The sequence below is a fragment of the Brevundimonas sp. genome, assembly GCF_041648115.1.
Taxonomy (GTDB): domain Bacteria; phylum Pseudomonadota; class Alphaproteobacteria; order Caulobacterales; family Caulobacteraceae; genus Brevundimonas.
In genome coordinates, this window is sequence record NZ_JBAZPR010000001.1 from 249,679 (window position 1) to 263,168 (window position 13,490).

At 65.7% G+C, this 13,490-nt stretch carries 14 protein-coding genes; 11 read left to right on the forward strand and 3 right to left on the reverse strand.

Annotation, left to right across the window (positions count from 1 at the left end; translation table 11 throughout):
- Nucleotides 1–37 precede the first annotated feature (37 nt).
- The 5 genes from WC597_RS01225 (at nucleotide 38) to WC597_RS01245 (ending at nucleotide 4,635) form a co-directional block, all read left to right on the forward strand.
- Nucleotides 38–2,080: an NAD(+) synthase gene (locus WC597_RS01225; protein ID WP_372691389.1), complete on the forward strand. Its 2,043-nt coding sequence runs from the start codon at nucleotides 38–40 to the stop codon at nucleotides 2,078–2,080.
- Between the two features lie 211 nt (nucleotides 2,081–2,291).
- On the forward strand, nucleotides 2,292–2,516 hold the full coding sequence (locus WC597_RS01230; RefSeq protein WP_159846931.1) for an alkylphosphonate utilization protein: 225 nt from the start codon (nucleotides 2,292–2,294) through the stop codon (nucleotides 2,514–2,516).
- A 41-nt stretch (nucleotides 2,517–2,557) separates the two neighbouring features.
- Nucleotides 2,558–3,694 (forward strand): GTP-binding protein, encoded by a 1,137-nt coding sequence (locus tag WC597_RS01235; protein WP_372691390.1) that lies wholly within the window; start codon nucleotides 2,558–2,560, stop codon nucleotides 3,692–3,694.
- A gap of 60 nt (nucleotides 3,695–3,754) precedes the next feature.
- Nucleotides 3,755–4,138, forward strand: coding sequence for a VOC family protein (locus tag WC597_RS01240; RefSeq protein WP_372691391.1), 384 nt, complete (start codon nucleotides 3,755–3,757; stop codon nucleotides 4,136–4,138).
- Nucleotides 4,139–4,299: 161 nt separating this feature from the next.
- Nucleotides 4,300–4,635, forward strand: a complete 336-nt coding sequence (locus WC597_RS01245; protein ID WP_372691448.1) for an endonuclease domain-containing protein — start codon at nucleotides 4,300–4,302, stop codon at nucleotides 4,633–4,635.
- Between the two features lie 3 nt (nucleotides 4,636–4,638).
- Here the strand turns inward: WC597_RS01245 and WC597_RS01250 are convergent, their stop codons facing one another.
- From WC597_RS01250 to WC597_RS01260, 3 genes are read right to left on the reverse strand one after another with little or no spacing between them, the layout of a single operon-like run.
- Entirely contained in the window at nucleotides 4,639–5,679 is a 1,041-nt protein-coding gene (locus tag WC597_RS01250; protein ID WP_372691392.1) for a deoxyhypusine synthase, read from the reverse strand.
- A 42-nt stretch (nucleotides 5,680–5,721) separates the two neighbouring features.
- Entirely contained in the window at nucleotides 5,722–6,096 is a 375-nt protein-coding gene (locus WC597_RS01255; RefSeq protein ID WP_372691393.1) for a four helix bundle protein, read from the reverse strand.
- 49 nt (nucleotides 6,097–6,145) lie between these two features.
- Nucleotides 6,146–7,411, reverse strand: a complete 1,266-nt coding sequence (locus WC597_RS01260; protein WP_372691394.1) for a type III PLP-dependent enzyme — start codon at nucleotides 7,409–7,411, stop codon at nucleotides 6,146–6,148.
- Between the two features lie 258 nt (nucleotides 7,412–7,669).
- On the opposite strand from WC597_RS01260, the gene phnC reads away from it, so the two are divergent.
- The 6 genes from phnC (at nucleotide 7,670) to WC597_RS01290 (ending at nucleotide 13,459) form a co-directional block, all read left to right on the forward strand.
- Nucleotides 7,670–8,479 (forward strand): phosphonate ABC transporter ATP-binding protein, encoded by an 810-nt coding sequence (phnC, locus tag WC597_RS01265; RefSeq protein ID WP_159846950.1) that lies wholly within the window; start codon nucleotides 7,670–7,672, stop codon nucleotides 8,477–8,479.
- Nucleotides 8,476–9,489: a phosphate/phosphite/phosphonate ABC transporter substrate-binding protein gene (gene phnD, locus WC597_RS01270; RefSeq protein ID WP_372691395.1), complete on the forward strand. Its 1,014-nt coding sequence runs from the start codon at nucleotides 8,476–8,478 to the stop codon at nucleotides 9,487–9,489. Before phnC ends, phnD begins: the two co-directional genes overlap by 4 nt.
- Nucleotides 9,486–10,298, forward strand: coding sequence for a phosphonate ABC transporter, permease protein PhnE (gene phnE, locus WC597_RS01275; RefSeq protein WP_372691396.1), 813 nt, complete (start codon nucleotides 9,486–9,488; stop codon nucleotides 10,296–10,298). Before phnD ends, phnE begins: the two co-directional genes overlap by 4 nt.
- A 78-nt stretch (nucleotides 10,299–10,376) precedes the next feature.
- Nucleotides 10,377–11,444, forward strand: coding sequence for a substrate-binding domain-containing protein (locus WC597_RS01280; RefSeq protein WP_372691397.1), 1,068 nt, complete (start codon nucleotides 10,377–10,379; stop codon nucleotides 11,442–11,444).
- A gap of 83 nt (nucleotides 11,445–11,527) precedes the next feature.
- Nucleotides 11,528–12,406: a UTP--glucose-1-phosphate uridylyltransferase GalU gene (galU, locus tag WC597_RS01285; RefSeq protein ID WP_372691398.1), complete on the forward strand. Its 879-nt coding sequence runs from the start codon at nucleotides 11,528–11,530 to the stop codon at nucleotides 12,404–12,406.
- Nucleotides 12,407–12,661: 255 nt separating this feature from the next.
- Nucleotides 12,662–13,459, forward strand: coding sequence for an enoyl-ACP reductase (locus tag WC597_RS01290; protein ID WP_372691449.1), 798 nt, complete (start codon nucleotides 12,662–12,664; stop codon nucleotides 13,457–13,459).
- Nucleotides 13,460–13,490: the final 31 nt, after the last annotated feature.

Here is a 13,490-nt window from a genome sequence, read left to right on the forward strand (position 1 = left end):
CGACGACCGGCGCGCGCCGGATGCAGCGGACGATCCGATGGTAGACGCCACCTCCTTCTTCTCGCCCAAGACGCACGGCTTCGTGCGCGTGGCGGCGGCGACGCCGATCAGCCATGTCGGCGATCCAAAGGCTAATGCGCAGGAACACGTCGCCCTGATCCGTCAGGCGGCCGATCAGGGCGTGGACCTGATGGTGTTTCCCGAGCTGTCTCTGTCGGCCTATGCGATCGACGACCTGCACATGCAGGCGGCGCTGCTGGAGGAGGTCGAGCGGCAGATCGCGGTCATCGCCCAGGCGACTGGCGAGCATGATCTGGTTGCCGTGGTCGGGGCGCCGATCCACAACGGCGACGCCCTCTATAACTGTGCGGTGGTGATGGGCGCGGGCGAGGTGCTGGGGGTCGTGCCCAAGACCTATCTGCCCAACTACCGCGAGTATTACGAGAAACGCTGGTTCGCGCCGGCGACGGCGCGCAGCGAGGACGTGATCCAGCTGAATGGCGAGACGGTGGATTTCGCGCCGGGCCTGCTGTTCGAGGCGGTCAACCGGCCCGGCTTCGTCTTCGCGGCCGAGATCTGCGAGGACTATTGGGCGCCCCTGCCCCCCTCGACCCGCGCGGCGCTGGCGGGGGCGCGGATACTGCTGAACCTGTCGGCGTCCAACATCGTCATCGGCAAGGCGGACGAGCGGGCGATGCTGAGCGCCAGCCATTCGGCGCGGACCCTGTCGGCCTATGTCTTCGCCGCCTCGGGCTGGGGCGAGAGCACCACCGATCTGGCCTGGGACGGCCAGGCGACGGTCCATGAGCTGGGCTCGAAACTGGCCGAGGGCGAGCGGTTCGCCCTGGACAGCCATCTGACGCTCGCCGACGTGGACGTGGACCGGATCGGGCTGGACCGATTGAGGAACGGCACCTTCGCCGAATGCGCGAGGAACGAAGGCGAGCCGGCGACCGTCGTGCCCTTCATGGCGCGCGAGGACCACGAAGCCAGCGAGCTGATCCGGCCGCTGGACCGATTCCCCTTCGTACCGGACGACGCGGGGCGGCTGGATCAGGACTGCTACGAGGCCTTCAATATCCAGGTGCAAGGGTTGATGCGCCGGATGACGGCGACGGGGGCGAAGTCGCTAGTGATCGGCGTGTCGGGCGGGCTGGATTCGACCCAGGCCCTGCTGGTGGCCTGCCGCGCCTTTGACCGGCTGGACCTGCCGAGGACGAACATCCTGGCCTTCACCATGCCGGGGTTTGCGACGTCGGACGGCACCAAGTCCAACGCCTGGGCGCTGATGACCGCGCTGGGCGTCACGGGCGCAGAGATCGACATCCGCCCCGCCGCCGAACAGATGTTCAAAGACATCGGCCACCCCTATGCCGAGGGTCAGCCGATCCACGACATCACCTTCGAGAACGTGCAGGCGGGGCTGAGGACCGACTATCTGTTCCGCCTGGCGAACCAGAACCAGGCCTTCGTCCTGGGGACCGGCGACCTGTCGGAACTGGCGCTGGGCTGGGCCACATATGGCGTCGGCGACCATATGAGCCACTACAACGTCAATGGCGGGGTGGCGAAGACGTTGATCCGTCACCTGATCCGCTGGGTGGCGGCCGGCGACCTGATCGGCGCGGGCGCGCGCGAGACGCTGCACGCCATTCTGGACACCGAGATTTCGCCTGAACTGGTGCCGGCGAAAGATGGCGTGATCCAGTCGACCGAGGGGACGGTCGGCCCCTATGCGCTGAACGACTTCTTCCTGTTCTACATCAGCCGGTTCGGGCTGAAGCCGTCCAAGGTCGCCTTCCTGGCGCACCAGGCCTGGGGCGATGCGGGCGCGGGCGAATGGCCGGCGAACACGCCCGAAGACGAGAAAGTCGAATACGATCTGGCGACGATCAAGGGCTGGCTGAGGAAGTTCCTGGTGCGGTTCTTCCAGACATCGCAGTTCAAGCGTTCGGCCCTGCCGAACGGGCCCAAGGTGGTCACCGGCGGGTCGCTGTCACCACGCGGCGACTGGCGCGCGCCGTCAGATGGAAACGCGCGAGTGTGGCTGGACGAACTGGACGCGAACGTGCCGGACTGAACCGTCTCCTCCCCATTTATGGGGAGGTGGCGCGGCGCTCTTGCGCGCCGTGATGGAGGGGTTCTGGACCGCATCGCAAGCGTCGGTGGGACTTCAAGAACCCCTCCACCGCTACGCGGTCCCCCTCCCCGCAAAGCGGGGAGGAGACGATGCGTGAATTCCCATAGGTTGAGTGTGGATATTCGCCGAACCAGTCGCTAGAAGCTTCGCCATGACCGATGACGTGACCAAAGATTCCAACGGCAACATCCTGGCCGACGGCGACAGCGTGACCCTGATCAAGGATCTCAAGGTCAAGGGTTCGGGCGGGGTGACGCTGAAGCGCGGGACGCTGGTCAAGAACATCCGCCTGACCGGCGACACGGACGAGATCGAGGCCAATGTCGACAAGGTGCGCGGTCTGGTCCTGCGCGTCGAGTTCGTGAAGAAGGCCTAGCCCCTCTTCCCAAGCGTGATGTCAGCCGCCATCTAGCGGCGATGACTGACACCCTCGCCGCCCCCGCCTCGACCGCCGCATCCTCTCAAGGCTCTGGGGGCAAGATCCCCGTCACCGTCCTGACCGGCTATCTCGGCGCGGGCAAGACGACGCTGCTGAACCGGATCCTGACCGAGGACCACGGCAAGCGTTACGCCGTCATCGTCAACGAGTTCGGCGAGATCGGCATCGACAACGACCTGGTGGTCGGCGCCGACGAGGACGTGTTCGAGATGAACAACGGCTGCGTCTGCTGCACGGTGCGGGGAGACCTGATCCGCGTGGTAGCCGGCCTGATGAAGCGCCAGCGCCCCGGCAAGCCCGCCTTCGACGCTATCATCGTCGAGACGACGGGCCTCGCCGACCCCGGCCCGGTGGCCCAGACCTTCTTCGTCGACGAGGACGTCAAGGCCAAGACCCAGCTGGACAGCGTCACAACCCTGGTCGACGCCAAACACGTGATGGCGCGGCTGGACGACTCCAAAGAGGCGCGCGAACAGGTGGCCTTCGCCGACCGGATCATCCTGAACAAGGTGGATCTGGCGACGGCGGACGAACTGGACGCGGTCGAGGCGCGTCTGCGGGCGCTGAACCCGCTGGCGCCCATTGTGCGGGCCGAGCGGTCCAACGTACCGCTGGACCAGGTGTTGGGCCTGCACGCCTTCGATCTGGAGCGGATCCTGGAGGTCAAGCCGGATTTCGTGAACCCGCCGCATGGCGCGGACGGCCATGTGCATGACGAGGCCTGCGGCCACGATCATCACGACCATGACCATGATCACGGGCACGATCATCATCACCACGATCACGCCCATGGCGCGCGAGGTCACGCCCATCAGGACGATATCAAGGGCATCTCCCTGTCGCTGGACCGACCGCTGGACGGGACTAAATTTACCGCCTGGCTGGACAAGCTGCTGGGTGAGCAGGGCCAGAACATCCTGCGCGCCAAGGGCATCATCGACGTCCAGGGCGAGGACCGCCGCCTGGTCTTCCAGGCCGTGCACATGATCCTGGAAGGCGACCTGCAACGCGAATGGGGTGTCGCCGAACGCCGCTGGAGCCGCGCCGTCTTCATCGGCCGCGATCTCGACGAGGCGGCGCTGAAAGCCGGGTTCGAGGGCTGTGCCGCCGCTTAAAGTTCTTGCTTTGTTCTGATTCGTACACAAGGATGGGTCTCGCACTTACGAGGACTATCCATGCAGCCCTACCTGACCCTTGGCGTCAAAGACGCCTACGAGGCGAACGCCTTCTATGACGCCGTTCTGGCCACTGTCGGCTGGAGCAGCCACGTGAGCTTTCCGGGATGGCGCGCCTATTCGGCGGGCGGAACGGGCGAAGGTTTTACGATCTGGGTCTGCCAACCGTTCGACGGCCAGCCGGCGTCAGCAGGCAATGGCGCCATGCTCGGACTGCCGGCAGACTCGCGCGAAGCTGTAGAAACCTTTCATGCCGCTGCAATGGCTCACGGCGGTACTGACGAAGGTGCGCCGGGACACCGGGCGCATTATGGTCCGAACTGGTTTGCCGCCTATGTCCGCGACCCATCAGGCAACAAGATCGGCTGCGTCTTCAACGGCTGACTAATTCTGGTCGATCCTTCTCCCCTCGGGGGAGAAGGTGGCTCGCGGAGCGAGACGGATGAGGGGGCTGCCGGACGCAGATGTTGCAATCGCCGCCAAGAACCCGGCAGTCACGCCGTCTTCGCGCTGACATGACAGGCGCGGAGACGATCCTTTGGTCGATGCTGCGTAACCGACAGCTGGATGGATTGAAGTTCAGGCGGCAAGCGCCAGTCGCTGGGGCCATCGCCGATTTCGCCTGTCATGAGATCAGACTGATCATAGAGCTGGACGGCGGCGTGCATGATCTGCACGAGGCGCGCGACGCTGTGCGGGACGAGCGGCTGCGTATCGCGGGCTATACGGTCCTGCGATTTAGAAACGGGGCGTTTTTGAAGAATCCGGCGGTCGTATTGGACGCCATACGTCAGCATGCCGCGATGCGGACACAGCCCCCTCATCCGACCGGCTCCGCCGGCCACCTTCTCCCCCGAGGGGAGAAGGAAATCGACGAGTAAGTCTTACTTGCCGAACAGCTTGTTCCAGCGGCGCTTGTCGCGGGCCTTCCAGGCGCCGCGATGATAGGCGTCGGAGCCGATCAGGGGAACGACCGTGGTGGCTTCGGCGAAGACCATCTGTTCGTGGGTGGTCTGGACCTTGCCCCAGGAGGCGGCCTCTTTCAGGGTCGAGGACGAGCAAGCGCCGTCGCGGACGTCGGCGACGGTGATCTGGACCGCATAGCGGTGCATCTCGGCTTCGACGCCGAGGATTTCGGCGCAGACGACGGTGTCCTGAGCGAAGTTCTTGGGCACGCCGCCGCCGACCATGAACAGGCCGGTGACGCCAGCGGCGATCTTGATGTCGGTCAGTTCGCGGAAGTCGGCGATGGCGTCCAGCATCAGATAGGGCAAGCCAGCGGCGGCGCGTTCCTTCTGGTGCTTGACCAGGCCGAAGCCGGCCGATGAATCGACGAAGGCCGGGCAGAAGATCGGCACGCCCTCTTCATAGGCGGTCTGGATCAGCGAGCCGGGCTTCTTGGCGTTGCCCTCGCTCAACCATTTGCCCATTTCCCAGATGAATTCGCGCGAGGAATAGCCGCGCGGCTCAAGCCGATTGGCGATCTCCAAGATGGTGTGGTCGCAGGCCTGGAGCTCTTCCTCGTCGATATAGGTGTCGTAGATCCGGTCGATGTAGTTTTCGCGCAGGACGTTGTCGTCCACCTCGCCGGCGGCCTGGTAGTGTTTGAAGCCCAAGGCCTCGAAGAAATCCATGTCCACGATGGAGGCGCCGGTGGCGACGACCGCGTCCACCATGCCGAACTTCACCATGTCGCGGTACACATGCATGCAGCCGCCGGCCGAGGTCGAACCGGCCAGGATCAGCCAGGGCGAGCAGTCCTTGTCCTCGATGGCCATCGAGAAGATGTCGGCGGCGCGGGCGGTGTCGCGCGAGCTGAATGACATCTTCCGCATGCTGTCGATGATCGGCCGGGCGTCGAAGGACGTGATGTCGACATGCTCGACGACGTTCTGCAGCAGCTGGGCCTTGGTGTTGGCGGTCATGGGTGACTCGTGAATCGTAAGGCGTGAACAGGATGAATGCGGTCAGGTCTTGTGGCGTTGCTTCAGTCGTGTCGAAAGGCCGGAGAGCATGCGCCCGATCCGCTCCATGTCGGCAAGCAAAGTCTGGAGATGGTCAGTCGTTAGATAGCCGAGACGCGAGGCGATGAGGAGATGGGTTTGGACCTCGGCGAGCGACCCGCGCGCGATGCCGATGAAGTGAACAAATTCGCCCGTTCCGTTTCGGCCCGCTCCCTCCGCGATATTGGCCGCCACGCTGACGGCTGCACGACGAACCTGACTGATCAGGCCGAACCGCTCGTCGGAAAGCCACGAGGCCGAACACCGATAAACGGCTTCGACCCAGTCGAGCGACAACTTCCAGGCATCAAGATCGCGGTGGGTTCGCAAGTCGCTCATGGTTGCCAATCACGACTCACGAATTACCTCTCACGATCAGCGTAGCGACCTACTTCCGGCGCGACTTGCGCTGACCGGCCTTACCCTTGGGACGTGACAGACGCACGATCTTGCGGGCGTTCTCCTCGGCCGTGGTGCGCACGGTGGGGATGGAACGGGGGGCCAGACCATAGAGCGAGGCCATCGGGGCGTCCTCGACCACGGCGAGATCGTGCTCGCCATAGCCGTTGAAGCCGGTCGACATCGCAACGCCATAGGCGCCCAGCATGCCGATCTCGATGAAGTCGCCTTCGCGCACATCGGCCGGCAGCCAGAACGGGCCTGGCATATGGTCGATGGAATCGCAGGTCGGGCCGTAGAACTGGAACGCCTTCAGATCGCCCGCCGCCTCACCGTCCCGCACCAGCTTGGTCGGGAAGGGCCAGCGCGAGTGGGTCGCGTCGAACAGCGAGCCGTACGAGCCGTCGTTCAGATACAGGGCGTCGCCCTTGCGCAGATCGACGCGCGCCAGGATCGACGAGGACTCGGCGACCAGCGCCCGGCCGGGCTCGCACCACAGCTCGGTCGTTTCCGACACGGGCATCTCGTTGAAGCCGCGATGGATGGCGTCGGCGTATTCGCTCATGTCCGGCGGGACCATGCCCGGATAGACCGAGGGGAAGCCGCCGCCGACATCGACGATATCGACGATCACGCCCGCACGGCTGATCGACCGGCTGACCTGGGCCATCGCCGCCTGATAGGCTGTCGGACGCATGCACTGGCTGCCGACGTGGAACGAAACGCCCATCAGGCCTTCCTTGACCGCTTGGCGCGTCTCCATCAGCAGGGCCGGAGCCTGATCCGCCGAAACGCCGAACTTGCCCGAAAGCGTATAGGCCGCGCCATCGGCCGAGACGGCCATGCGCACGATCAGGTTCAGGTCGTCCGCGCCGCCGGTGGCGTCGAGGATCTTGTTCAGCTCATCGACGCAGTCGAGCGAGAAGGTCCGCACGCCGTGGTCGAAATAGGCCTTGGTGATCGCGGACCGGCTCTTGACCGGGTGCATGAAGGCCAGACGCACATCATGGCTGACCGAGCGAACCAGCTCGATCTCGGCGATGGACGCCACGTCGAAGCCGCGAACGCCCGCCTCGATCAGGGTCTCGACGACCCAACGCGAGGGGTTGGCCTTCACAGCGTAGAAGACGTCGGCCTTTAGATTATCCTGGAACCAGCGCGCCGCTACGGAAACCGAACGCGGCCGCACGAGGGCGACGGGACGTTCAGGGGACCGCTCACGGACCAGGTCCAGGGGAAGCTGATACGTGCGCAATTCACGTAACCCCCTGCTAATTGTTAAACCCAGACCGGCGTTAGCGGCGCAGAAAGGACCTACGGGGTCCGCCGGAAGGCGCGATATGGGGACTTCGAACTGTCATGTAAAGTGGTAATTTCAAGGCAGAACCTCGCGCGCGCCTGTGCGTGAAGCGCCGCACTGGACGACATCGCGCCCGACGTGCGATTAAGGCCTTGCCTAGACGCCCTCGTCGCGTCATGCGGCGCCCCTTCGCCACAGCCTCCTAGCGAGTTCATGAGTTCATCCGCAGCCGCCGTCTCCCCCGGGCTCGTCCTGGCGCGTGACGTGTCGAAGACCTTCGGATCGCGAAAGGCGCTGGACGGCGTCTCGATTTCCGTGGCCTCCGGCGAAATGGTCGCCCTGATCGGTCCGTCCGGGTCGGGCAAGTCCACCCTGCTCCGCTCCATCACCGGCCTGCAGTCGATCGACGCGGGCAAGGGCACCATCCAGGTCTTCGGCGAGACGGTGCAAAAGGACGGCCGTGTCACCGGCTCCGTGCGCAAGGCGCGCGGCAAGCTGGGCATGATCTTCCAGCAGTTCAACCTGGTCGGCCGCCTCAGCCTGTTCTCCAACGTCATGCTGGGCGCGCTCGGCCGCCTGCCCGCGTGGAAGGGCCTGCTGGGGGCCTGGCCCCAGGCGGACAAGGACAAGGCCATGGCGGCCCTTCACCGCGTCGGCGTGTCAGACTACGCCGCCCAGCGCGCCAACACCCTGTCGGGCGGCCAGCAGCAGCGCGGAGCCATCGCCCGCGCCATCGTTCAGGGCGCCAAGGCTATTTTGGCCGACGAACCCGTCGCCTCGCTGGACCCGGTGTCCGCGCGCAAGGTGATGGAGCTGCTGGTCGAGCTGAACAAGCGCGACGGCATGGGCGTGATCGTCACCCTGCACCAGGTCGACTACGCCATCCGCTATTGCGACCGCGTCATCGCCCTGCAAGGCGGCAAGATCGTCTATGACGGTCCGTCAACGGCGCTGGACCAACAACGCCTGATCGAAATCTACGGTCCCGAATTCGAGGACGCGTTCTGGGAGACCAAGGCATGAGCCTGTCCCGTATTTCGCCCACACGTCGTCTGATGGCGGCTGCCGGCGCGGCCGTCATGATCATGGGCCTGGCGGCCTGTGGCGGCGGCGACGACAAGAAGGCCGGCGGCACGCCGACCGAGATCACCTTCTCGATCCTGTCGGCCGAGGGCCAGGCCTCGTCAGGCCCGATGTGGCAGCCGCTGCTGGACGACATGTCCAAGGCCATCGGCGTGCCGGTGAAACCCTATTTCGGCTCGAACTATACGGTTCTGGTCGAGGCCATGCGCGGCAACCACACCCAGGTCGGCTGGTTCTCGGCCAAGCCCGAGGTCGAGGCCATCGACCGCGCCAAGGCCGAGGTCATCGCCCGCACCGTCAACCGCGAAGGTCTGGACAGCTATCAGTCGACCCTGATCGTCAAGAAGGGCTCGGGCATCACGCTGGACAAGGTTCTGGCGTGCGGCAAGCAGTACAACTTCGGCATCGGCGACGCCCAGTCGACGTCGGGCACCCTGGCCCCGCTGACCTTCCTGTTCAATCCGCGCGGCGTGGTCCCGGCCCAGTGCTTCAAGACCGTGCGCTCGGCCAACCACCAGGCCAACGCCTTCGGCGTCGCCACCGGCGTGATCGAGGTGGCCACGTCCAACAGCGTCAACACCGTCTTCATGCGCCGCGAGAACCCGCAGCTGGCGGGCCAGATCGAGGAAATCTGGACCTCGCCCCCCATCCCCGAGAGCGGCATCGTCGTGCGCGAGGATCTGGACCCGGCGCTGAAGGAAAAAATCCGCAGCTTCTTCCTGACCTATGGCCAGGGCGAAGGCGCCGAGGCCGAGCGTCAGCGCAAGGTTCTGGCGGATCTGGAATATTCGCGCTTCGCCGCCGCCGACGACAGGTATCTGGATCCGATCCGCGAAATGATCGCCGACCAGAAGCTGGGCGAAGCGCGCGCCAAGGGCGACACGACCGCCGTCGCCGCCGCCGAGCGCGAGCTTCAACGCCTGCGCAGCCTGCGTGAGGTCCGGCCTTGACCGCAGTCGCGTCCCCCGCTCTCTCAATTCCTGAGGCGCCGAAGAAATCCACCCTGGCGTGGGCGGCCGATATTCTGGTGTGGGGCGGCGTCGCCGCCGTCCTGCTGTACAGCATCGACGCGGTCGACCTGCGCAACATCTCGCGCCTGTTCTCGGGCAACGAGAGCACCCAGTTGTTCGTGCACGACCTGCTGCGCCCCGATTTCGGCGACTGGAAGATGTTCGTCGGCAAGATGTGGGAGACGGTGCAGATCGCCCTGTGGGGCACATTCCTGGCCGTCTTCCTGGGCGTTCCGCTGGGTCTGGCCGCCGCGCGCAACATCGCGCCGACGTGGATCGTGACCCCGGTGCGCTGGGTGATGAATCTGCTGCGCTCGGTGCCCGACCTGGTCATAGGCCTGCTGTTCGTGACGGCCGTCGGCCTGGGGCCGCTGGCCGGCGTCCTGGCCATCACCCTGAATACGGCCGGCGTGCTGGCCAAGCTGTTCTCGGAAGCCGTGGAGTCGATCGACAAGGGGCCCGTCGAGGGCGTGCGCGCCACCGGCGCCGGCAAGCTGCACGAGATCGTCTGGGGCGTGCTGCCTCAGGTCGCGCCGCTGTGGACCTCGTTCGCCCTCTATCGTTTCGAATCCAACAGCCGTTCGGCGACGGTTCTGGGTCTGATCGGCGCCGGCGGCATCGGTCAGGTGCTGTTCGACAGCATGAACGCCTTCGATTTCCGCGCCGTCTCGGCCATCGTGATTGTGGTCGTCATCGCCGTGACCCTGATCGACACCCTGTCGCAGGTCATGCGTCGTCGCCTGCTGTAGCGGCGGGCTGTCCTTCGTCGGACTGTCACAATCCTCTGCTCTAAGCATCGCGAAATCGATGCTCAGGGAGAGCTCAGGATGATCCGCACACTGAAACTGGCGGCTTCGGCCGCCGCCCTTCTGGCCCTGGCGGCCTGTGGCGACAACGGCGGGGGCGGTTCGGCCTCCGGCACGCGCGCCGGGATCTGGGCGGCCGGATCTTCAACCGTCTTCCCCTTCGCCACGCGCGTCGCCGAGACCTTCGCCCGCGCCTCCAACGGCGCGGCGCCCCGCGTCGAATCGCTGGGCACCGGCGGCGGCATCCAGGCCTTCTGCCAGGGCGTCGGCCCGACCACCCCGGACATCGCCAACGCCTCGCGTCAGATGAAACAGTCCGAGTTCGACCTGTGCGCCAAAAACGGCGTCACCGACATCGTCGAGATCAAGATCGGCTTCGACGGCATCGTCATCGCCACCGCCCGCAACGGCAACGGCTTCAACTTCGAACTGAACGACCTGTACGAAGGCCTGGCCAAGGAAGTGCCCGGTCCGAACGGGACCTTCGTCGCCAACCCGGCCAAGACCTGGAACCAGGTCAACGCTGGCCTGCCCAACCAGCGTATCCAGGTCTATGGCCCGCCGCCCACCTCGGGCACGCGCGACGCCTTCCTGGAGCTGGGCATGACGCCGGGCGCCAAGCTGGTGCCGGCCGTCAAGGCGATCGAGGGCGATAAGGACCGGTTCGAGGGCATCGCCCACACCCTGCGCGAGGACGGCGCCTGGATCGACTCGGGCGAGAACGACAACGCCATCGTCCAGACCCTGACCCGCACGCCGGGCTCGCTGGGCGTGTTCGGATATTCCTTCCTGGAACAGAACCTGGACACGGTGAAGGCCGAGACCATCGACGGCGTCGCGCCCACGGCCGACACCATCGCCAGCGGCGCATACCCGCTGTCGCGCAGCCTCTACATCTATGTGAAGAAGGCCCACATCGGCGTCATTCCTGGCCTGCAGCAGTTCGTGCAGGAGTTCCTGTCGGAAGGTTCGGCGGGCAAGGGCGGCTATCTGGCCGACCGCGGCCTGATCCCGCTGCCGGAAGATCAACTGCTGGCCCAGCGCGCGACCATCGCCGCCATGACCCCCATGACGCGCCCCGCCAAATAGGGCGGAACCCGACGGCCGTCCCACCCCTTCTTTCGCCGGCTCGCACCGGTTAGAAGGGGCGGGATAGCTGTCAGGAAATATTGATGACCACCACGCCCGCGCGCCTGCGCAAGGCCGTATTGCCCGTCGCGGGCCTCGGCACCCGCGTTCTCCCCGGCACCAAGACCACGCCCAAGGAACTGCTGAACGTCGTCGATCGGCCGATCCTGTCCTACATCGTCGAAGAGGCGCGCGAAGCCGGGATCGAGCACATCGTCTTCGTCACCGGCCGCTCCAAGGGCGCCATCGAGGACTATTTCGATCACCAGATCGAGCTGGAAGCCCAGCTCCTGGCCAAGGGCAAGATCGAAATCCTTGAGATGATGAACGCCGAACTGGCGTCCGCCGGCGAGATGAGCTTCACCCGCCAGATGCAGCCCAAGGGCCTGGGTCACGCCGTCTGGTGCGCCCGCGACATCATCGGTCATGAGCCGTTCGCCGTCATTCTGCCCGACGTGATCGTGGATTCGCAGCCGGGCGCCCTGAAGCAGTTGGCCGAGGTCTACGCCGAGACCGGCGGCAACATCATCGGGGTTGAGTCCGTGCCCGAGGACCAGACCCACAAATACGGCATCGTCGATCCCGTCAGCCGCGACGGCTCGCGGATCGTCATGAAAGGCATGGTCGAAAAGCCCGCCGCCGGAACGGCGCCGTCCAACCTGTCGATCTCGGGCCGCTACATTCTGCAGCCGGAAATCTTCGATCTTCTGGCGACGCAGGAGAAGGGGGCCGGCGGCGAGATTCAGCTGACCGACGCCATGGCGCGACTGATGGCCGACCAGAGCTTCACCGCCGTCGAATATGCGGGCGTGACCCACGACTGCGGCGACAAGATCGGCTTGCTGCGCGCCAACGTCGCCCTGGCGCTGAAACGGCCCGACCTGGGCGACGCCGCCCGCGCGGCGATCTCGGGCCTGCTTTAAAAATCAGCATGGCGTCTTTCCCTCCCCGAGGCGGGGAGGGTGGCCGAGCGCAGCGAGGTCGGGTGGGGGCGGCCAGGCGACACCCCACTGACCTGCCTAAGACAAGCGCGCCCCTGCCGGGTCGCCCCCACCCGGTCGCTGCGCGACCACCCTCCCCGAGGCGGGGAGGGAAAAGTTGAGCGCTTGGCTCGCGCCTGCTAACCCTCCGCGCAAATCATCAGGAGACGAACCATGGCCAATTCCGAAGGCTGGGACATGCCGACCGGCGACCTCATGAAGGGCAAGAAGGGCCTGATCATGGGCGTGGCGAACTCCAGCTCCATCGCCTGGGGCATCGCCTCGCAGCTGGCGGCGCAGGGCGCGGAACTGGCCTTCACCTATATGGGCGAAAGCCTGGAGCGGCGCGTGCGCCCGCTGGCCGAAAGCGTCGGCGCCAAGCTGCTGATCCCGGCCGACGTCACTGACGACGCCTCGATGGACGCCGCCTTCGCCGAGCTGGAAAAGACCTTCGGCACGATCGACTTCGTCGTCCATTCGGTGGCCTTCGCCAACAAGGACGAGTTGAAGGGCAGCTTCGTGGACAACACCACGCGCGACAGCTTCCTGCTGGCCATGAACATCTCGGCCTTCAGCTTCGTGGATGTGTCCAAGCGGGCCGCCAAGCTGATGCCGAACGGCGGCAGCCTGATCACCCTGACCTATCTGGGGTCCGAGCGGGTCATTCCGAACTACAACACCATGGGCGTGGCCAAGGCGGCGCTGGAGGCGGCAACCCGCTATATCGCGCGCGACCTGGGCCCCAAGAACATCCGCGTCAACGCCATCTCGGCCGGGGCCATGCGCACCCTGTCGCTGGCCGGCATCTCGGGCGGGCGCGGCCTGCACTCCAAGTCGGCGCAGTTCTCACTGATCAAGGAAGAGACCTCGATGGAGGGCGTCGCCGGCGCGGCCCTGTGGCTGTGCTCGGACCTGGGGCGTTCGACCACGGGCGAGGTCGTCCACGTCGATGCGGGCTTCCACGCCGTGGGCCTGCCGGACGACGTCGAAGGTTGATCGGGGCGGCCTGATCAGGCTCTTCCGGCGT

What these genes read in the sequence shown, in the direction of transcription:
- WC597_RS01280 (WP_372691397.1), top strand. Translation starts at nt 10,377, where the DNA reads ATGATCCGCACACTGAAACTGGCGGCTTCGGCCGCCGCCCTTCTGGCC.
- WC597_RS01255 (WP_372691393.1), bottom strand. Translation starts at nt 6,096, where the DNA reads ATGAGCGACTTGCGAACCCACCGCGATCTTGATGCCTGGAAGTTGTCG.
- phnC (WP_159846950.1), top strand. Translation starts at nt 7,670, where the DNA reads ATGAGTTCATCCGCAGCCGCCGTCTCCCCCGGGCTCGTCCTGGCGCGT.
- phnD (WP_372691395.1), top strand. Translation starts at nt 8,476, where the DNA reads ATGAGCCTGTCCCGTATTTCGCCCACACGTCGTCTGATGGCGGCTGCC.
- WC597_RS01230 (WP_159846931.1), top strand. Translation starts at nt 2,292, where the DNA reads ATGACCGATGACGTGACCAAAGATTCCAACGGCAACATCCTGGCCGAC.
- WC597_RS01290 (WP_372691449.1), top strand. Translation starts at nt 12,662, where the DNA reads ATGCCGACCGGCGACCTCATGAAGGGCAAGAAGGGCCTGATCATGGGC.
- WC597_RS01240 (WP_372691391.1), top strand. Translation starts at nt 3,755, where the DNA reads ATGCAGCCCTACCTGACCCTTGGCGTCAAAGACGCCTACGAGGCGAAC.
- WC597_RS01245 (WP_372691448.1), top strand. Translation starts at nt 4,300, where the DNA reads ATGCTGCGTAACCGACAGCTGGATGGATTGAAGTTCAGGCGGCAAGCG.
- WC597_RS01250 (WP_372691392.1), bottom strand. Translation starts at nt 5,679, where the DNA reads ATGACCGCCAACACCAAGGCCCAGCTGCTGCAGAACGTCGTCGAGCAT.
- WC597_RS01235 (WP_372691390.1), top strand. Translation starts at nt 2,558, where the DNA reads ATGACTGACACCCTCGCCGCCCCCGCCTCGACCGCCGCATCCTCTCAA.
- galU (WP_372691398.1), top strand. Translation starts at nt 11,528, where the DNA reads ATGACCACCACGCCCGCGCGCCTGCGCAAGGCCGTATTGCCCGTCGCG.
- WC597_RS01225 (WP_372691389.1), top strand. Translation starts at nt 38, where the DNA reads ATGGTAGACGCCACCTCCTTCTTCTCGCCCAAGACGCACGGCTTCGTG.